Origin of the sequence: Streptomyces sp. NBC_00667 (assembly GCF_036226825.1) — a bacterium.
In the GTDB taxonomy this organism is placed as follows: Bacteria; Actinomycetota; Actinomycetes; order Streptomycetales; family Streptomycetaceae; genus Streptomyces.
Window position 1 is genome coordinate 380,347 of record NZ_CP109023.1, and the last position, 19,423, is coordinate 399,769.

Consider the following 19,423-nt stretch of genomic DNA (forward strand, 5'->3'; position numbering starts at 1 on the left):
TACCGAGGCGCGTGCGGAGGCGCGTCGTACGGTCGTCAGCCGCCGTCGCTCGTGAGGGTCTCCTTGACCTTGGCGATGGCGAAACCCCAGCCCTGGCTTACGGTGGGCTTGCCCGGTACGGCGATCTCCCGGGGATTGGTCAGCACGTCGAGGAGGACGGGGCCGGGGGTGTCGAACGCCTGGCGTACCGCGTCGTCCAATGCCGTCGGGTCGGTGACGCGGATGCCGGTCAGGCCGAGGGCGGTGGCGACCGCCGCGAAATCCGGGTTGTCGAGTTCTGTGCCGAACTCGGGCAGACCGGCCTGCTCCTGTTCGAGTTTGACCATGCCCAGGCGCCGGTTGTCGAAGACCACGAGCTTGACCGGCAACCGGTACGTCTTGATGGTCATCAGGTCACCGAGGAGCATGCTCAGGCCGCCGTCGCCGCAGAACGCGACCACCTGGCGATCGGGCGCCCACAGCTGGGCGCCGAGAGCCTGCGGCATCGCGTTGGCCATCGAGCCGAGGTTGTACGAACCGAGCAGCCGCCGCGTCCCGCGCATGGTGACGAACCGGGAGAGCCAGACGGTGGCCATCCCCGTGTCGGAGGTGAAGATCGCGTCGTCGGCGGCGTGCCGGTCCACGCACGCGGCCAGGGCCTCGGGGCGGATGTCGTGGTCCCGGTTGTCCACCAGGGCGCGCAGCTTGCCCGTCCAGCGGTGGTCGTGGCGGGGGTCGGCGAGCTTGTGCTGGTCCTCGGTCCAGGAGTCGAAGCGGGAGCGGGAGTCGTCGAGGTGGGACCGGTCGGACGCCGCGTCGAGTCGCGGGAGGAGGGCGCGCAGGGTGGCGCCGACGTCTCCGGCCAGCCCCGCGTCCACCGGGACCCGCCGGCCCAGGTGTTCACCCCGGGTGTCGATCTGGACGACCTTGCAGTCGGTGGGATACCAGTCGCGGTACGGGAAGTCGGTGCCCAACATGACCAGGGTGTCGCACTGGTCGAGCGCGTGGGAGGCGGCGGGGTTGCCGATGAGACCGGTCTGGCCCACCTGGTACGGGTTCTCGTGCTCGAACCCCTCCTTGGCCTTCAGGGTGAGCACCATGGGCGCCTTGAGCAGCTCGGCCAGGCGGAACACCTCCTCCCGAGCCTCCCGCGCGCCGCGGCCGACCAGCAGCGTGGTCCTGGACCCGGCGTTGACGAGCTCGGCGGCTTCGGCGAGGGCCGGATCGTCGGGCCGGGTCACCGGGCGGTCCAGGGCGAAGCGCACAGGGCGGTCGTCCTCGATCTCTTGGTCGCCGAGGTCGCCCGGGACGGTCAGGACGGCCACGCCGCCCTGGCTGATCGCCGCACGGACGGCGGATTCCAGCATCCGGGGCATCTGCTGTGGAGAGGTGACCGTCGCCCGGTAGACGGCGACGTCACGGAAGAGCTGCTCGTTGTCGACTTCCTGGAAGTAGTCGGTGCCCATCTCCGCGAGCGGGACCTGCCCGCAGATGGCCAGGACGGGAGCGTGGCTCTTGGCGGCGTCGTACAGCCCGTTGAGGAGGTGGACCGAGCCGGGGCCCACGGTGCCCATGCACACCCCGAGTCGGCCCGACAGCTGGGCTTGAGCGCCGGCTGCGAAGGCTGCCGCCTCTTCGTGGCGGCAGCCGACCCAGTCCACGCCGTCTGTGGTGCGGATGGCATCGGTGAGCGGGTTGAGGGCGTCGCCGACGACGCCGAAGACCTGGCGGACGTCCAGGTCCTTCAACGCGTCGACGATCGCGCGGGCAACGGTGCGTGTCATGAGGCAGTCCTGTGGGGTCGTGGGCGGGCCGGTGCTCGAACGGCGCTGCCGGCGGGCCGGATGGGAAGTCGGGGGACAGCGGGTCAGCGGGTGAAACGGGTGGGGTCGGCGGCGGCCCAGTCCTCGGCCCAGGAGCTCGGCGCGTCCTCCAGGAGCTGCCCCGGCGTGAGCCACTCGTACAGTTGCGCACCGGAGCGCACCGTGTGCGGATCGACGCGGTGCATCAGCAGGCCGGGATGCAGTTGACCCGGGTGGTCGACCCCCATCGCCGCCATGATCTGCAGGGCGCTCTTGACGGTGGCTTCCTGGTAGCGCCGGACGCGCTGCGACTTGTCGGGCACGTCGAGGGCCGCCGCGCGGTGCGGGTCCTGGGTGGCGACGCCGACGGGGCAGGTGTTGGTGTGGCACCGCTGGGCCTGGATGCAGCCCAGTGCGAACATCATCGGCCGGGCGGCGTTGGCGTAGTCCGCGCCCTGCGCCAGCCGCTTGACCAGGTCGCCCCCCGTGGCGACCTTGCCGCTGGCGCCGATCTTGATCCGGTCGCGCAGGCCGGTGCCGACCAGGGCGTTGTGGACGGTGATCAGACCGTCGGTGAGGGGAAGTCCGACGCTGTCGGCGAATTCCAGGGGCGCGGCGCCGGTGCCCCCTTCGGCGCCGTCGACGATGATGAAGTCCGGAGTGATGTCCTCGCTCAGCATGGCCTTGCACACCGCGAGGAACTCGCGTCGCGAGCCCACGCACAGTTTGAAGCCGACCGGCTTGCCGTCCGCCAGCTCACGCAGACGCGCGAGGAACAGAACCAGTCCCCGAGGAGTGGAGAACGCGGTGTGGTAGGGCGGTGAGACGACGGTGACCCCCTCGGGCACCCCGCGCACCGAAGCGATCTCGGAGTTGACCTTCGCGCCCGGGAGCACGCCGCCGATGCCGGGCTTGGCGCCCTGGCTCAGCTTCAGCGAAACGCATTTCACCTGTTCCTTGGCGGCCTTCTCGGCGAACTGTCGCTCGTCGAAGTGGCCGTCGTCGGTGCGGCAGCCGAAGTAGCCGGTGCCTATCTCCCAGACCAGGTCACCGCCCGGCCCCAGGTGGTACTCGGACAGACCGCCCTCGCCCGTGTCGTGGGCGAAGCCGCCCTGCCGAGCACCGGTGTTGAGCGCCGTGACGGCCTGGGCCGACAGGGAGCCGAAGCTCATGGCCGAGACGTTCAGCAGGGCCATCTCGTAGGGGCGGGTGCAGTGGGGTCCGCCGATCCTGACGCGCGGGGGGTCCTCCTGGACCGGCCGCGGGGCCATGGAGGGGACGAGGTACTCGCTACCCGGCTGGTACAGGTCACGCTCCGTGCCGAACGGTTCCTCGGCGTCGGTGCCCTTGGCACGCTCGTAGACGATGCTGCGGGTGTCGCGGTCGAAGGGGCGACCGTCGAAATTGCGCTCGATGAAATACTGCTGGAGCTCCGGCCGCAGCGTCTCCAGCGCGAACCGGAAATGGCCGAGGACCGGATAGTTGCGCAGGACGGAGTGCCGCCGCTGGCATACGTCCCGTACCGCCAGGGCCACCAGAACGGCCATCGGCACGGCGAGCGCCCACCACCAGGCGGAGAGCGCCACCGCCGCGACGGCCGCGGCGCCCGCCAGGACGCCCGGCACTGCGAACACCATCACCTTGAGCTTCGTCATCACACCGCGCTCATGCCCTTTGGTCATCCGCGCATTCGAAGATGATCACCACCGGCCGCTCCGCGGGAGGTGACCTGCCCCGCGAGCCCGTGCACCCGTACCGGCCCCGCGAGCCGGGTCCGGCCGCCCGGGAGCGCCCCCGGCCGTACGCACGGTGTGCCGCACGTACGGCCGGGCGGGGTCAGGGGACCGGCAGTACCCGGCCTGCTCCGTCGGTGACCAAGGGCCAAGGAGGCGGTGGCCGCCGGAGCGGACCGGCCGTGTTGTTGAGCCGATGGCTGTGACAGGATCGAGAGGGTGATCCAGGCATGTCTCAACGGCCCTCGTACCCGTCGCGAGCACGACGGCGTTCCTCTCACCCCACAGCAGCTGGCCGCGCAAGCGGCCGCGGTGTCGGCCGAAGGTGCAAGCAGCATCCACATGCACCCCAGGAACAGAGCAGGACGCGAAAGCCTCGAAGGCAGCGATGTCACGGAAGCCGTCGGCGCGGTGCGCGCGGCATGCCGGTTGCCCGTGGGAGTTTCGACTGGATTGTGGATCACAGGCGGAGATGTGACTCGGCGGCTGGAGCAGGTCGCGCGGTGGCAGGAAGTGGGAAATCCGCCGGATTTCGTATCCCTCAACGTGAGCGAGCCGGGCTTCGACGCGATGGCCTGCGTGCTCAGTGACATGGGCATCGGTATCGAGGCTGGTGTTTGGTCGGTGGCCGACGCACACCTCCTCCTCGACGGTCCTTGGGCGGGCTCGTGTGTCCGCATTCTGGTGGAGGTCATCGGCATGCCACGACAGACGGCGCTACATGAGGCCGACCGGATCCTGTCAGTGCTGCAGGAAGCCGCCCTGAGCGTTCCCGCGCTGCTGCATGGCGAGGGGGACAGTACGTGGCCCGTGCTGGAGAAGGCCTTGTCAGCGAGTTTGGAGACCCGCGTGGGGTTGGAGGATGTGCTGGTGGATGCCGACGGCGCCCCGGTACGTGACAACGCCCATCTGATGCGGCTCGCTGTCGGCCTCAGTGTCAACGCACCGGGGAGCCGGCCCGGCCCCGCGTCGGACGGCGCCGGCTACTGAAGTTGAACGCGTGATGTCGGCCTTATCGGGATCAGCTGTCCAAGATCAGGCCGACATCACGCAATTCAACTTCAGTGGCGGCCGAGGAAGCCTTCGACCACGGTCGCCAGGGCCTCCGGGCTCTCGTCCGGGGCGAAGTGGCCGACGTCATCGAAGACCTTGAGCTCGGCGTTCGGATACCACTGCAGCCACGTGGAACACCTTCTCGGTCATCGGTCACTGCATGGGCGGCAAGGCGGCCCAGTCTCAAGCCGGCAGGATTCCGCCCTGGCCCGGAGGGGGGCGACCCAACGTTGTGACAGGTCATGTAGCTGAAGGAAGCCCGTTTGCTCGACCAAGCGGAGGCACAGTCCACGGCTTGCCCTCCAAGCCAACAACTCCGTTGGTAAGTGCGGTGGTGAGTGTCCGGTGACTTTTCTGGTGACTGACCGGGAGCCGTTGGTGAGTTTTTCGGTGAGTGCCGGCTGCTGCCGGTGACGGGGGCGTGGTGTGCGCCGCGCACGGCGCGCGGGTGTCAGTCGCGGTCTGGGGTGGGGCCGGGGCCCGAGGGTTCGCCGGCCGGGGACGGCTTGGCGGTCGTCGGTAGCGGCCTGGGCGGCCGGGTCGGCGTCGGTGCCTTCGGCGGCGAGTCGGGCCCGGCGCGCTCCGTGGGGTTCGGCAGCGGGTGTGGCGGGGCGGGGGCCGGTGCCCAGCGGGCGGCGCTCGATCATGCGACCAGTTTCGCGGCGACTGGTCCGTCTCGGTCAACTGGGGGGAACCGTAAAGGGGGAAGCCTGGGGGGAAACCTAGGGGGAACCCTGGAGGGGTACGCCTGGGGGGAAGCCTAGGGGGAAGCCGCATTTCCGAGAGCCATGCATTATGCCTGGTCAGACCGCCCTTTTCCGCTGGTGAGTAGCCGGACTTACATAGGAGAGGGGGAGGTGGTGCTGCGCCGGCAGGTGTCGGGCGGAGCATCCAGGGGGCCCGGGACGTGCTGCGTGTGTTTACGGTGACGTGATCACTGGCAGGTCGGGAGGCACGGGTGTCCGGTTCGGACGGGGTTACAAGCGATCGGTGCGGCTGTGGGCCTGGTCTTGGTACTGGCGGATTGCGGGAGCACTGAGACGGACGCCAAACCACGCCACCCTTATCGAGGCACCGGAGCCCGGGCGCTCCGCCGTTTTCACGCGACGTGCGCCTTCCCGTTCAAGGGGCGATCTGTGGGCGCTCACCTGATCGGCGGGTCACCTTCGCGACAGAATGTCCATGTAAAACGTTCTTTCACTCCGACGTCCTCTCACGCAGGGTTACTGTGCATGCGCACTCTGTATCTGCCGCTCAGCGGAAGACGGGGCGTCTCGTGCCGGCTTCTCGCTGGCTGACACATCACTGCGCACAGGGAGTCATCGACTTATGTCCACGCCTGTTGTCAACATCCTGGACCGCCTCTCTCCGGAGCGCGCGGTCCTGCCGAAGGCTGCCTCGTGGGACGACCGCTGGTCGCTGGCCGGAGGGACCGCCTGGGTCTACTACAGCCGGCCCGGCCAGACGAAGGTTCGACGGCCGGTGATCCTCGCCGACGGCTTCGCCATGGGCCCGAGCGACCCGGACGTGCTGTGGAACGGCCTGGAGAACGGCCGTTTCCCCTTCGTGACCAAGCTGCGGGAGCAGGGCTACGACCTCGTCCTCCTCGGCTTCGACGAGCGGTCGGCGTCCGTCATCGACAACGCCGACACCGCGATCGACTGCATCAAGAAGACGATCGCGAACCGGGAAGGCTCCGCCAGCCTGACGGTCGGCGGCTTCAGCATGGGGGGACTGGTCACCCGCTACGCCCTGGCCAAGATGGGCAACGAGCACCAGACCTCCACCTACATCTCCTACGACACCCCCCACCAGGGCGCGTGGCTGCCCATCGCCGTCCAAGGCTTCGCGCACTTCGTCAAGGAACACTGGGGCAGCGCCAACGAGCTGATGCGCCACTTCTCCACCCTGGTCAACAGCCCGGCCGCGCGCCAGCTGCTGCGCTGGCACATCGCCACCCCCAGCGCCACCGCGGGCCAGGACCAGGCGCGCACCGACTTCATCACCGCGCTGGAAGAAGTCGGCTACTGGCCGGCCGGGGTGCGCCGGTTCGGCGTCGCCAACGGCTCGGGTACCGGAGCCGGCAACGGCATCCCCGCCGGCACCCCTGCGATGAGCAGCAGCGGACCGGTACTGGGCGGCACCACGCTCAACACCCAGGCCACCGGGGCCCAGACCGTCGCCCGCCTGCAGAAGGCCGGCAGCGAGCCGGTCCTCGTCCGCACCGACGGCCTGCCGGACATCGACGGCGCCCCCGGCGGCCTCTTCCCCGAAGCCGAGCTCCTGCCCGGCAACTTCGCCATTGCCGCCATGCTGGCCATGCTGCTCGACGGCGAGCCGGCACAGCTGGCCCACCCCACCTCCACGTTCGTCCCCACCATCAGTGCCGTGGCTGCCGGCGACATCGACAACCGGGACGCCCTCTACAGCAAGATCGACCCCACCAACAGCGAGCTCGACGACTTCCTGTGCGCCGACGGCAACGAAGGACACACCGTCATGACCGAGCGCCTCGGCCGGTGGATCCTGGACCACCTCCCCACCGAGTAGTCACCCGCCACGGTGGGCCGGCGACGGTCGCCCCGTCCCCGGCCCGCCACTCCCTGGCCCGGCCACTGACCGCGCGGTACGGGCACGGCCCCCACCCGCCACCTCCGCCGCATCCGCAAGGAGCCCGCCGGCGCCGTACGGCGCCGCGCTCCCGGGCTGCCGGACCGTCACCGTGGTTTGGGCCCCGGTCCGGTACCCCACGGTGATCCCGCGCCGTGCGAGCGACGCTCGGGTAGCAACCAAAGTGCCGACCCCGCCCATGCGATGTCCCAGCGCGCAGCCGTCACGGTGACCCGGCAGCGACCGTCCAGAACGACTGCCTCCTGCGGGGAGGAACCGACGAAGGTGGGCCTGGTGGTCCACCGGTGACTCACCAGGCCCACCGCCTTCCGGGATACGCGCACCACTTGAAGGCATTCAGGCGTTCACCAACCGGGCACCTGGGACGACGCGCTGGAAGAGGTTCTGCCGGACGGACGACCTCGCGTGGGGCCGCGCACCCGTCTCAGCCGTGGCCCCGCGAGGCATACGTCGCGGCGGGCCGCATGGGGTCTTCCATACGGCTACTGCGTGGGAAAGACACCTCAATGCAGTTAAGCCGTCAAGTGGAGGCCAGTCCCCGAGGTAAATCGGGTACTTGTGAACTTTGACCGGCTCCGCAACAGGTCAGGAAGTCCGGCCGCCGAGATCCCACCCATGGGCAGGCAGCTGCGGGCGACTCAAGCGAGCCTATGCCGGGAACTCATCGGCGAAGGGGGTGAGCTGGCTCGGCCAGGTGAAGGCGAAGCGGTGGGAGAGCCTGTTGTACGCCACCGAGGCACCGCAGGGGGCGAGCCCGAAGCGACGGTGGATCCAGCCGTCGAGAGCGAGGGCAGCGACCTCCGCGCGGAAGTCTGCACCGGGATAGGTGAACGCATCGACATCGAGGACGAGGGTCCGGCCGTCAACCAGCTGCTCGGCGTGCAAGGAGGCCCCGAAGGCAAGCCATGCCGCCTCCAGCCAGTACGGGGTTTGGTCTGCGGGTAGGCGCAAGTACAGCGAGCGGTGAATGAGGAGGGTGGGCGGAGGCGGGGGCCCGACCGTCTCGTACGCGTCGACGTGCAGGTCGGCGGCCAGGCCCATACCGGCGTGGAGGTAGCGGAAGCGGAAGGTCTCGTGCATGGGGCACATCCTTCGTCACGGCCGCCCTCCGATCCAGGTCCGCTGGCCAACGGCGGACTCAGTCAAGGTGCAGTGAGAACGGTCAAGGTTCAGCGAGACGGGACACTCGCCGTGTGGAGCCGGCGAGATCGGCGGCCTGCCTCGCCGGACAACTTCCCGGCTACTCCGTCCGGTCAGCAGTTGATCGTGACCCACTTGTGCGCCGGGTCGGTGTGGCTGGGGCCGTCGCTGACGCTCGACAGGATGTCGAGTTCGGCGCCGGTGGGCGGGGCGATCAGCCGGAACGTCAGCCAGATATCACCGGTGGAGTCAGCGGTGCCGGACGCTCCCGAGGTATAGCCCTTGTGGCCGGGGATCCAGTAGTCGGTCCAGACCCGCTGGCCCGCGAAGCGGGGGGCGTAAAAGGGGTCGTGCGAGAGGTGCACGGTCACGTCCTCCGCGCGCACCCAGGCCGGCCGTCCGCCGATGGTGCGGACGATGGTGGTGCACTGCTGGAAGACGGTGGTGGAGGAGTAGCTGCCCCAGTCCACGGCCGCGCTCGTATCGGCAAGCGTGCAGTGGAGCAGGGGTTGCGGCAGTGTGTTGTTGTAGTAGGTGCCGTCCGTCCAGACAACCTCGTAGCTGAGGTTCAGCATCGAGTCAGCGGGCGGGTTGTCCACGGTGTAGTTGAAGGTGACGTTCCCCCTGACCGGGTCGAACTGACCGAAGAGGGTGCCGTATTTGCTGGTGCCGGGAATGGTGTAGACGGCGGTGATCTTGGAGTTGGCCGGATCGTGCCCGAAGGGTTCCAGGAATAGGGTGACCCGGTCCACGGGTACGGTGGTGGTCGTGGTGCCGCTCCGGACGGTGTCCGTACCGCAGTGCTGGTCCAGGGTGGCCGCCACCGGCCCGTCCAGGCCGGCGAAGGCGGGCGACGCTCCGGCGGCGGTCAGGCCGATGAGTACGGCAAGACTTGCGATCAGTGCTCTCCAGGTTCTCCAGGACATCGCGGGTACTCCCCAGGTGGTCGGTGCCGACGGTGCTCTCCACTTGCGGCGCCAGAGACGCCGGCACGGCGCACGCGGTTCCGGTGCAGTCCCAGCGGAAGAAGCAAGTGCGGGCGCCCGCAACGCGCTCGGCATGTGACAGCGATGTACGGAACGTGTCACACGGCTCCTACCGCCAGGTGCCGTTGCTTCCCCCCTGGCCCCATCGGTGGGACGTTTACGGGCGGGAGCGGCCGGCAGCAGGGCCGCGGGGAGGGACGGGGTGGACACCTTGACACGTCAGCGACACCGCAACAGCAGCGGAAAAGCCGGCGGAAGAACCGGCGGAAGGGCCGGGAGAATCGGCGGGACCGGCGTAAACGGCACGACGCGCCGCCGCTGGGCGGTGGTGACCGCTGCGGCGATGGCCATGGCCGTGCCCGTGACCCTCGGCGCCGCAGGCGAGGCGGGGGCGGCGGGGGAGGCGGGGGCGGCGGGTGACCATTCGATCATCTTCGCCCGCTACACCGCGGCAGCGCCCACGGAAGACCTCTACGCGATCTCCCCCAGTGGCGGCACGACCGTCAAAATCACCCACACCTCCACCGTCAGTGACGTGATGCCCAGTTGGTCTCCGGACGGCAAGCGGGTGGCCTTCGTCCGCTACGGATCCGGTGGCGCCATCGACGGCATCTGGACGATGAACACCACGGGCAGCGGCCTCAAGGCCGTCCCCGGCACCAAGGGCGCCTCCGACCCGGCATGGTCCCCGGACGGCAAGCGGATCGCCTACGCCAAGCCTGTCGGCACCCAGCGCGAGATCTATGTGGCCGACATCGACGGCACACCCGCCACCCGACTCACGCACACCGCCGCTGACGACCTCCACCCGACGTGGTCCCCGGACGGCAAGTACCTCGCGTTCAACCGCGCAGACGCGGGCGGACACAGCAGAGTGATGAAGATCCGGCTGTCCACCCTGGCCCAGACGGCAGTCACCGGGCCCGGCTCCCACGACTGGACGCCCGACTGGTCGCACGGCAACCGGATCGCCTTCAGCCGCGTGGACTCCTCCGGCTTCGCCCACCTCTACCTCGTCCGCCCGGACGGCACCGGACTCCACAGCATCACCGGGGCGCTTTTCAACGACAAGAGCCCCTCCTGGTCCCCCGACGGCAGCAGACTGGTCTTCACCAGGGGCGGTACCGACGACACCGACCCCGAACACCTCTACCTGGTACGGGCAGACGGCACCGCACTGACCCAGCTCACCAAGACCGACTCCCATGACGTGGAGGCTGACTGGCGCCCGTGAAACGCCAGTCCGAGAGGCCGGCACCCCGACCAGATCCGGGAAGCGGGGTGCCGGCCCGCGCCACCCACGCAGGCTCACCCCCGTCTGATGGAACGTATCGCCTGCAGTCTCGGATGATCCAGGCGGCGGCTGTTTTTCGAGCCGGCGTTCAGGGTGTGACGCGGCGCCCGACCGGTTCCCCGAGCAGCTCGGTCAGCTCCGCCTCGACGGCTGCGAGCAGCGAGGCTCCCCAGACGGTCAGGGTCTGCTCCCAGGGATGCCCGAAGCCGGGCGCAGGTCATGGGTGAGGTGGAGGGAGTAGTCGCCGTTGGGGTAGGTGCCGTGGCCCGGGGTCGGGGGGCGCCCGGGGACACCGACGCGGCGGGGGTCGTAGCGATAGCCGTCGTGCTGCCAGTCCGGCCAGTACACGAACTCCCCGGGCCGCAACGACGACGAGGCCGTCTTCCAACAGGACCTCGGTGAACACGTCCCCCTCATCCGATGCGTCGTCCGCAATCACCTCCGCGTAGGGCATGGCATGGGGGCCGGGGCATCCGACGGCGACCCTCCACGTCCGCTCGCCCTTGCTCCCGCACCTAAACGCACCCCCTCCACCTCTGGCGCCCGTGCCGTCCTCCCTCGAGCCCTGGCCGAGACGCGGAAGCCGGCAGTCGGCGCATCACACCAGAACGCCCCCTGCTGGCCCTGCTCGACTGTGAGCAGCCGGATCCCGCGGCAGGTCTCATGGCACGGTTCGGCATCGACCGCGCCGCCCTCCGCGGACGCATCCGGACGGGCCCCTGCGGCGCGGGGCGTCCCACGCGGCCGTCATCGCCTGCGCGGGCCAGCCCCCGCCAGGCACGACCGCCGGAACGCAGGTGTTGCGGTGCCCCGCAGCATTCAGCCCTCAGCAGTGGCGCGCACGCACAGGGTTGGTGACCGGGATGCTTACCCGTGTGAGGTCTCGGCTACGTCGACCGCCTCGAAGCCTTCGCGACGCATCCGCTCAGCCCCCCAGGCGCCGAGCGTCCCAAGCGCATGATTGAGTGTGCGCCCTTGCTCGGTCAGGGAGTACTCAACCCGTGGCGGTACCTCGGCGTAAACCTCTCGGTGCACGAGACCGTCCTCCTCCATCTCACGCAGGTGCTGCGTCAGCATCTTCTCGCTCACTCCCGGCAGACCGCGACGGAGCTCGGCGAAGCGGCGTACGCGATGGGCATCGAGTTCCCAGAGGATCAGTCCCTTCCACTTGCCGCTCACCACGTCGAGCGCAGCGTCGATGCCGCAGATGTAAGGCCCGCGTCTCGGCGCCTTGGCCATCACTGATCCCCCTTACGAAAAGGTAAGTACCGCAGAAAATAGTAGGTACTTCCGAGAGTGGCGTCACTCTCCGAGCATGGAGGGGTGAACGAACGACAGCACCACACCACCAGGCAACACAGCGCCGTCACCGTGATCGGGCTCGGCCCGATGGGCCAGGCGATGACCCGCACCCTCCTCACCGCCGGCCACCCGGTCACCGTCTGGAACCGCACCGCCAGCCGGGCCGACGGCGTCGTCGCCGACGGAGCAACGCTCGCGGCGACACCCGGCGAAGCGGTCGAAGCGAGCGACCTCGTGATCCTCAGCCTCACCGACTACCAGGCGATGTACGACATCCTCGACAGCGCCACCGCATCGCTCGCCGGCCGGACGCTGGTCAACCTGAGCTCCGATACTCCTGACCGCTCACGCCAGGCGGCGACCTGGGCGGCGGGTCACCACGCCGCCTTCCTCACCGGAGGTGTCATGGTCCCCGCGCCGATGGTCGGCACGGAGGCAGCCCATGTCTACTACAGCGGCCGCGGCCAAGTGCTGGAGAGCCACCTGGCGGCGCTGACACTGCTGGGAACACCAAAGCATCTGGGCGAAGACCCGGGCCTCGCCCAGATGATGTATCAAGCCCAACTCGCCGTGTTCCTCACCACCTTGTCCGGACTGATGCACGCCACCGCGATGCTGGGTACCGCAGGAATGACGGCCAGGGAAGCGCTGCCGGAGTTGCTCGCCTCCGCTGACTCGATCGGCGACATCCTGAGGGCTGGTGAAGAGACCCCCGGCACCGCACTGGATGCCGGAAAACATCCCGGCGACCTCAGCACGGTCACCATGATGGGCGCGACGTCCGACCACATCGTCGAGACGAGCACGTCACTCGGCCTCGACCTCGCGCTCCCCCTGGCCGTGCAGGCCCACTACCGGCGCGCGATCGAGAACGGACACGGCAGCGACAACTGGACCCGCATCATCGACAGCATCCGAGGACCGCGCTGAGGGTGGGTTGCGACGTCCCCCCGACGGTCACGATCCTGCTGGCCCTTGGCCTGTAGACGGCGGCCTTGCAGCGGGCGGGCATTGCCGCCGGGCGGTTCGTCAGCGAAGACCGTCCGTCCCATGGCGTTGCCCCTTGCTCACATCCGCCAAGTGACTATCCCACCTTGACGAGCTGCCGGCCCGCTCCACGGAAGCACTGAGGCGCACGACATACCCATCCCCTTCTACCAGGGGCCCGACCGCCTAGCTGCAGCACGTGCTGCCGGACACCCCTGGGAGCGCTCAGCGCCTCAACGACTGCACCACGACCGCCGCCGACAGCAGGAGTCCGGCACCAGCCATCACCCTGGCGGCCGTCGGGCGCTCGCGCGGGTCCGCCCCGGTGGCCAGCATGAGCTGCAGCGCCGAGGGGAAGAACAGGAACATCCCGGCCATGGCGCCGATGAACGACCACAGCACCAGCGGCGCCGCGACGGTGCCCGCGACGTAGACGAAGCCGGACGGCCGGGCGTACAGGAACAACGGCACGGAGACCACCGCGGCGGTCGCGAAGGCGAGCACGGGGATGCCGGAACCTGCGGACCACACGGTCAGCACCGGTAGGGGGGTGACCACGGCGCACAGCACGAGGCCGAACTGCCATGGATGAATACTCGCTCGCGCAGCGGCCTGCATGACCAACCCCCGGACCTGGTGACTTGAACGCGTTCAAGCTACCGGATCCGGGGGCGTGCTACGTCAGCGGGTGCCCCGGCCAGCCGGACAGCAGGTCAGCGCCCCAACCGCTACTCCGCGTGCCAACAGCAACGCCCAGCGGGGCCGACTCGAGCACTAAGGGGCAAACTCAGCCGCTCAGTCTCAACATCATCTAGGGTCCGAGGAACGGGCATATCGGGTCGGTTGAGATCGAGAAAAGCCCGTACGGCTCTCTGGCGGCCTCTCGTGTGATCCCGGGTCAGATCCCTTGGGCACTCGGCGGAACGGCCGCCCAGAGGCCGATTCCGAGGGTCGCTTTTCTTCGAGTATGCGAAAAATGGGGGGAGTCTTCTGGGGTGCTGTCTGGTGCTGTCCCCTCTCACTGATTCCGTGACCGGATTCTCAGCGAACTTTGACCGCCGGTCAGCTGGGCTGTGCGTGGCATCCCAGTACGGCTCGCCCCGCGGCTGGTGAAGCACCCGCCTCGACGGCACTGGGAAGCACGGTTGCCGGGACAGGTGTCGGCCGAAGGTCCTGCCATCGGCGATAGGGCCCATGACTTGCTCCCGACCATGCCGGCCGAGACGACTGGTGATCGGGGCCACCGGCACAGACCCTCGGGAAATCACGTCGACGCGCCCAGCAGACTCCCCCCGCGTGATCGCCGTCAGCAGCAGCCCTTGCACGACACCCTCGACGAGGACAGCCGGCCGACGGTCTCCCTCATCCCCGGGATCGGAGTCGAGGGTGACGCGCGCGCCGGGGCCACGGTGCAGAACCCCTGGAAGCCCTCCCCTCGACACCCTTCTGCACATCGGACCTGACGCCGTCATCCGGCTCACCGGACTTCGGACGAGGGGGGCCGTCGGCGGTCGGGGACGGGTTCATCCCCCGTTCGATCGTCCGGACCTCTTCCACGTCCGGCGTCGTCGGGACCGGTCCGGCAGCTCGTCGTCCTCGTCCCCGCGGGTACCGCCGTCGCGAAGCTGGCGCCAGTGCGTGCGGTACAGCACGGCGTAGATCGCCACGGCCAGGGCGAACACCTGCATCCCGAGGCCCAGCGCCAAGAAGGACTGCTCGCTCGCCATGGCGTTCGTCAGGTAGGTGAAGTTCATGCCGAAGAAGCCGGTCAGGAACGACAGCGGCAGGAAGATCACCGAGGCGATGGCGAGCTTGTTGATGACGAGGTTCTGCTGGTCAGCGACGAGGGAGGCGTACGTATCGGCGGCGCGCCGGGTCTCGTCCCGCAGGGACTCGATCTCCACCATCGTGAACCGCACGGTGCGCTCGTGCGCACGGTTGAGCGCCGCCCGCTCCTCCGGGAGCTCGGGGTGCGCCATCCTGCGGTGCGTCAGGAACTCCTCGGCGACGGCGGCATAGGGCAGGAAGGCCCGGTGCAGCTGCGCCGAGCGCCGACGCAGCTCGGCCAAGCGATGTACGTGCTGCGGCCGCCGTTGCTCGAACATCTCCTCCTCGAGTTCCTCCACCTCCAGCAGCGTTCGCGAGGCGGTCCGGCGAAAGCCCTCCACCACACCGTGCAGGAGGAGGAACACCGTCGTCGTCCCGTCCGAGGGCCTGTCCTGCGGCAACTGCTCGAAGAAAGCCTCGATAAGGGCCACTCGACCGTGATGGGCCAGGATGAGGTGCTGCTCGTCGGCGAGGACGTGCATGTGGGTGATGTCCGCGCCGTCGGTCACCGGCACGACGCAGCCGACGGTGCCCTCGTAGTACTCGGCCCGCACGGGTTCGTCCCGCCCGCCGAACCACTCCCACCGCTTGTGGGGCAGTCCCAACAGGCGGGACAGCGGCTGCTCGTCGGACGGGGGGTCTTCGCCTGGGTCGATGTCCACGATCAGGAGATCGGGGCCTGCGAGCTGTTCCCGGGCCTCGGACAACGTTGTGCGAGTGACGACGCCCTCCGGCACCGACACCACCGATACGATCATCGCGCCTCACCCAGGATGACAGTGTGCTGCCGGGGAGCGGGACACCCCGACTCCCTGCTTGCTCCTCCCGGCCGCGCTCCGCAAGCAAGGCGAGACACCTCGGCCCCCGAGGCGCAACGTCCGGCACGCTACCATCCGGGACCGGGCGGGCCGTGGTGGCGACGCGACCACCGGGTCGTCGGCTGAGGGACGACATCACCCGGCTCCGCCGTGCACCCCCGCCGCCCGGCTCACCGGCCCCGTGCCCGCAGCCCACCGCCCCGAGGGCGTCCGGCTAGCGGGCCGGCTGTCGCGGCTGGTTCAGCCCAGGGGTAGGTGCAGGCAGGACTCGCCCCCGGGCGGCGATCCGATGAGGGTCGTGCTGCCCTCGACGGTCGCGTGGGAGTAGAGCTGGTGCCTGCTGTTCACCACCAATGCCAGGCGGTGGCCCGTCGGCACGTCGTAGGCGGCGGCCTGGAGGTCCCATGTGATGGTGACGTCCTGGCCGGGGACGAGGTCGGACAGCATGTACGGCTCGTGGGTGATGATCCGCGCGGTGGAGTTCGGGCTCGGCGATGATCGCCCGGTGCAGGCGGCCGGCAACGCCCGGGTCGGCCAGGGCTCGGGTGAGCACGGCACCGCCTGAGGAGAATCCGAGGATGTCGACCTTGCCCTTGTCCAGCCGGTCGACGAAGGCTGCGAGGTCACGGACCGATCTGGAGATCGTGTACTGGCCTATGGGTAGCAGGTCGCTGCGTCCGCCACCGGCCTGTTCATGGGCCGGCTCCGATCTCCACCCGGTGCTCGGTCTGGGAGTGGGGGAGTTCGAGGCCGCGGGACGGGCGACGCCGAGCTCGCGCAGCGACCAGTCGGCGGGCAGGTCCCGCAGCCGCACGGCGAGCGCGGCCGCGACGGCGGGCTGGTGCTCGACGAAGCGGCGCCGCAGGTCATCGGCGGTGGCGACGGGGTCGTGGAAGAGGGGCACAGCTCCGCTCCCTTCCGGTGGCTGGGGAAGAGCAGGCCGTTCGTCCGCGAGGTGATGCGGTCGACGTACTCCTCCTTGTCGAAAGACGAGTCGGCGCGGATCTCCTCGGGGGTACGGGTCCAGTCGGTCATGTCGCCGATCTCGCGGGCACCGCGCAGGGCGTCCTCCCGGGACGGTAAGGCCGCCAGGCCACGGCCGGAGACGTGACCGAGCCGCCAGGGGTTGGGCTCCGTCGGCCCCCTCCCGAAAGCCCGTGGGCGTCTCGTAGAGGTGCAGCCCGGGCACCGGCTGCACCGACGAGACGGTGATGGTGACGAGGGATCCGGGGAACCGCATCTCGCAATGGCTCTCCGGCAGGGCGGAGCCGTGCGGGTCGATCTCGGGATGGGTGTACCGGATCGGCTTGCCCAGGGCCCGGGCGTAGTCGATCTCCGAGCGGGTGGAGTCCCCGATGTAGTCACCGACGATCAGCACCTCGTCGGCGATTGCGGATCTTCGCGCGGTGCAGCTTGTCGAGGCGGTACTTCATATCCTCCGCGTCCGCCGGGTCGGCCCACGGCGCGTGCGGCTCCTTCAAGTTGCAGCCCGGGCGGACAACGATCCGGCCGGCGACGGTCTCCTGGAGGTCCGCCTCGGCCATCTGCGTCATGAAGCGGGTGGACCCGCAGATGGCGACGATGACCGGCAGGCCGAGACCCCGCTTCGCGGAGACGAGGTGCTGTTCGGGGGTGAGTAACTGCGGGTGCGACACAGGGTTTCCGTTCTCCGGGTGGTGGCGGGTCCTGTTGGTCAGCTGCCGAGCTGCTCGAAGGCCTGCCGGAAGACGGCCACGTTCTCGGGAGTCATCACGTACGCCTCGGCCCTCTGCCAGTCGGGGTGCTCGGGGTGGTACCGGGGGGTGATCGGGGCAGGAGTCCCCTCCGACCACCAGCCCCTCCGTACGCCGCGCGGCAGGGCCCGCGAGAGAGCAATGGTCGGTCCTCGCAGCTGGTCCCTGAACTCGCCTCTTAGTTCCTCACCCACTGGGTGGGCAGCCTTCAGCATGTCTTGCTTTGCACTCCAGGGACGACGGTTCAGGAACCGTGGGTGATGGTCACGTGCGGTGATCCGGTGGCGGGGCCGGAAGTGCCGCCGGCCGGGACGAGGTTTGACCCGCCTCCGCCGCCGCCGGGCCCGGCGGCGCCGGGGGTGACCAGGGAGCAGCCTCCGCCTCCGCCGCCGCCGTGCCAGCCGCCGCCGCCACCGCCTCCGCCGAATCCGCCGCCGCCTGTGCCGCCGGTGCCGGGCGTGCCGTCGGTGCCGGCCTTGAAGTCCTCGGGGCAGGCGGCTCCGCCTTTGCCGCCGTGGGTCTGGGTTCCGCCGCCACCCCCGCCGCCGCTGTCAGGTCGCTCGCCGCCGGGCTTCCCGGTGTCGCCGGCGTCTCCGCCGGTGGCCTCGCGGACGGGGCCGGCGATGCTGGAACCGCGTCCGCCGCCCCCGCCGCCGGCGGCGACGATGAGGCGGGGGTCGGTGTGGGGAACGCCGGTCAGGGCACAGCTTGCGCGCGCCGAGTTGCAGGTGCGGATGTCACTGGCACCGCCGCCGCTGCCGCCGGGGCGCTGACCGGTGACGGCTCCGCCGCCCGTGTCGACGTTGACGTAGTAGGTGGTGCCCGGCATCACGGTGAGGGTGGCGGTGACGGTGGCGCCGGTCCCGCCTGCTCCGCCTTCGACTGCGGACTGTCCCGGCTCGCCGGTGGCGGTGACGGTCAGTTGGGTGACGCCGGCCGGGACGACGAACCGCTGGTTGGCGCCGGCGGTGAAGGTCTTGGTGACGGGCGCCGCTGCGGCGGCCGCCGCGGGCACCATGAGGGCCGCCGGCAGCGCCGCGGAGGCGAGCAGGAGCGCGGCCCGTCGGGCTGTGCGCCGAGGGCGCTCGGATCGCTGTGGGGTCAAAGTCACGATGGGGACTCCTGGACAGGGCCGTGCCACCCCTCGGGGCGCGCGCGGGCGTAGGTCGATGGTCTGGCCACTGCGCGGACACGCGGACCGTTCGCCGTGGACCGGCCGGGCCGCAACGGTCAGGCGTCACGCTCTCCTTCAGTCTCCCCGTTTCCCGGTCCGCCCGCCTCCCGGTGTCCCGGGTCCGTCCCGGCGTCCCAGACCGCAAGGACGGAGCGAGGAGGCTCCAAGGACGCGCCTCTCTACGTTGATCAAGACCTCGGCTTGGCGCCCATCGTGTGAATGGATGCTCTGGTGGCGCTGGTTGGTCGTCAGCGGGATTCGGGTGGGTTGCGCCTGGTCTCCCCCTGGGTGTGAGGTGTGATCTTGGGTGCCATGGGGTGGTCAGGCTGCCGTCATGAGGTCGCTAGTGCTCTGACCGGGGAGGTTCACCGGTCCGCGGAGGGCTCGGCACGGCAACTCGCGTGTCGTCTTCCCTTGGCCGGGTGCCCTTGGGGACGGTTCGTCCACGGCCGGCGGTCTTCAGGGCGCTGGGCCATCGGCTCACCAGGCAGGGCGGATCGGTCCCGGCGGTGCAAGGAGTGCCAGGTCGGCGACGAGTTCGCTGAAGCGCGCCTGGCCCAGTACTTCTCGCCACGGTGCGACGGCAGTCCGGGCTGCCTGGTCGGCGGCGCGCGTAGCGGCCCAGCCGGTCTCAGTCAGTCCCAGGAGGCGGGCGCGGGCATCGTGCGGGTGTGGATGCCGCTCTACGTACCCCTTTCGGACCAGCTCCTCGACCAGCTGGGCGGCGGCCTGCTTGGTCACCCCCAGGTGCTCGGCCAGGTCGGCCGTGGTGGCGCCGCCTGCAGAGATGCGGGCGAAGGCGAAGCCGTGTGCGGGTCGTAGGTCCTCGAATCCCTGCTGGGACACGCTGGTGTGGATTTCCTGCACCAGCTGTCCGGAGAGTGCCAGCACGAGTGCGGAGAAGGCCAGGGCGTCGTCCATGGACTTGACTATAACTGGTCAAGCCGCTTGTCTATGTAGACAA

At 69.6% G+C, this 19,423-nt stretch carries 17 protein-coding genes and 1 pseudogene; 5 read left to right on the top strand and 13 right to left on the bottom strand.

The features are described from left to right. Nucleotides 1–35: 35 nt before the first annotated feature. Nucleotides 36–1,763, bottom strand: coding sequence for a thiamine pyrophosphate-dependent enzyme (locus OHA81_RS34180; protein WP_136211835.1), 1,728 nt, complete (start codon nt 1,761–1,763; stop codon nt 36–38). 83 nt (nt 1,764–1,846) lie between these two features. After that, complete coding sequence (locus OHA81_RS34185) at nt 1,847–3,418, bottom strand: FMN-binding glutamate synthase family protein (RefSeq protein WP_443056830.1); 1,572 nt, start codon at nt 3,416–3,418, stop codon at nt 1,847–1,849. 315 nt (nt 3,419–3,733) lie between these two features. Between OHA81_RS34185 and OHA81_RS34190 the strand changes: the two genes are divergently transcribed. Both OHA81_RS34190 and OHA81_RS34195 read left to right on the top strand, forming a co-directional pair. Continuing rightward, entirely contained in the window at nt 3,734–4,504 is a 771-nt protein-coding gene (locus OHA81_RS34190) for a 3-keto-5-aminohexanoate cleavage protein (protein ID WP_329203270.1), read from the top strand. 1,392 nt (nt 4,505–5,896) lie between these two features. Next, nucleotides 5,897–7,117: an esterase/lipase family protein gene (locus OHA81_RS34195; RefSeq protein ID WP_329203272.1), complete on the top strand. Its 1,221-nt coding sequence runs from the start codon at nt 5,897–5,899 to the stop codon at nt 7,115–7,117. A gap of 729 nt (nt 7,118–7,846) precedes the next feature. Here the strand turns inward: OHA81_RS34195 and OHA81_RS34200 are convergent. After that, complete coding sequence (locus OHA81_RS34200; protein WP_329203274.1) at nt 7,847–8,278, bottom strand: hypothetical protein; 432 nt, start codon at nt 8,276–8,278, stop codon at nt 7,847–7,849. Between the two features lie 173 nt (nt 8,279–8,451). Next, nucleotides 8,452–9,264, bottom strand: coding sequence for a hypothetical protein (locus tag OHA81_RS34205; protein ID WP_329203276.1), 813 nt, complete (start codon nt 9,262–9,264; stop codon nt 8,452–8,454). 409 nt (nt 9,265–9,673) lie between these two features. Here OHA81_RS34205 and OHA81_RS34210 point away from each other — a divergent pair, with 409 nt between their 5' ends. After that, on the top strand, nt 9,674–10,558 hold the full coding sequence (locus tag OHA81_RS34210) for a hypothetical protein (protein WP_329203278.1): 885 nt from the start codon (nt 9,674–9,676) through the stop codon (nt 10,556–10,558). Between the two features lie 237 nt (nt 10,559–10,795). Here the strand turns inward: OHA81_RS34210 and OHA81_RS34760 are convergent, their stop codons facing one another. After that, nucleotides 10,796–11,035, bottom strand: coding sequence for a DUF2716 domain-containing protein (locus OHA81_RS34760; RefSeq protein ID WP_443056821.1), 240 nt, complete (start codon nt 11,033–11,035; stop codon nt 10,796–10,798). Nucleotides 11,036–11,485: 450 nt separating this feature from the next. After that, nucleotides 11,486–11,857 (bottom strand): winged helix-turn-helix transcriptional regulator, encoded by a 372-nt coding sequence (locus OHA81_RS34215; RefSeq protein WP_329203279.1) that lies wholly within the window; start codon nt 11,855–11,857, stop codon nt 11,486–11,488. Between the two features lie 84 nt (nt 11,858–11,941). Between OHA81_RS34215 and OHA81_RS34220 the strand changes: the two genes are divergently transcribed. After that, nucleotides 11,942–12,850: an NAD(P)-dependent oxidoreductase gene (locus OHA81_RS34220; protein WP_329203394.1), complete on the top strand. Its 909-nt coding sequence runs from the start codon at nt 11,942–11,944 to the stop codon at nt 12,848–12,850. 282 nt (nt 12,851–13,132) lie between these two features. Here the strand turns inward: OHA81_RS34220 and OHA81_RS34225 are convergent, their stop codons facing one another. From OHA81_RS34225 to OHA81_RS34235, 3 genes are all read right to left on the bottom strand, one after another. Continuing rightward, the gene (locus OHA81_RS34225; RefSeq protein WP_329203281.1) at nt 13,133–13,525 is read right to left on the bottom strand and encodes a hypothetical protein; all 393 of its coding nucleotides are present in this window, start codon (nt 13,523–13,525) and stop codon (nt 13,133–13,135) included. A gap of 905 nt (nt 13,526–14,430) precedes the next feature. Continuing rightward, nucleotides 14,431–15,492, bottom strand: a complete 1,062-nt coding sequence (locus tag OHA81_RS34230; protein ID WP_329203283.1) for a magnesium transporter CorA family protein — start codon at nt 15,490–15,492, stop codon at nt 14,431–14,433. Nucleotides 15,493–15,792: 300 nt separating this feature from the next. Then, complete coding sequence (locus tag OHA81_RS34235) at nt 15,793–16,179, bottom strand: CocE/NonD family hydrolase C-terminal non-catalytic domain-containing protein (protein WP_329203396.1); 387 nt, start codon at nt 16,177–16,179, stop codon at nt 15,793–15,795. A gap of 214 nt (nt 16,180–16,393) precedes the next feature. On the opposite strand from OHA81_RS34235, the gene OHA81_RS34240 reads away from it, so the two are divergent. Continuing rightward, nucleotides 16,394–16,663 (top strand): hypothetical protein, encoded by a 270-nt coding sequence (locus tag OHA81_RS34240; RefSeq protein ID WP_329203399.1) that lies wholly within the window; start codon nt 16,394–16,396, stop codon nt 16,661–16,663. A gap of 162 nt (nt 16,664–16,825) precedes the next feature. On the opposite strand, the pseudogene OHA81_RS34245 reads toward OHA81_RS34240, so the two are convergent. The 4 genes and pseudogenes from OHA81_RS34245 to OHA81_RS34260 all read right to left on the bottom strand — a co-directional run. Continuing rightward, a pseudogene (locus OHA81_RS34245) lies at nt 16,826–17,207 on the bottom strand (hypothetical protein); the annotation flags it as partial. 38 nt (nt 17,208–17,245) lie between these two features. Beyond that, complete coding sequence (locus OHA81_RS34250) at nt 17,246–17,500, bottom strand: hypothetical protein (protein WP_329203285.1); 255 nt, start codon at nt 17,498–17,500, stop codon at nt 17,246–17,248. Nucleotides 17,501–17,529: 29 nt separating this feature from the next. Further along, nucleotides 17,530–18,396 (bottom strand): hypothetical protein, encoded by an 867-nt coding sequence (locus OHA81_RS34255; RefSeq protein WP_329203287.1) that lies wholly within the window; start codon nt 18,394–18,396, stop codon nt 17,530–17,532. A 543-nt stretch (nt 18,397–18,939) separates the two neighbouring features. Next, nucleotides 18,940–19,380, bottom strand: coding sequence for a MarR family winged helix-turn-helix transcriptional regulator (locus OHA81_RS34260; RefSeq protein WP_329203290.1), 441 nt, complete (start codon nt 19,378–19,380; stop codon nt 18,940–18,942). Nucleotides 19,381–19,423: the final 43 nt, after the last annotated feature.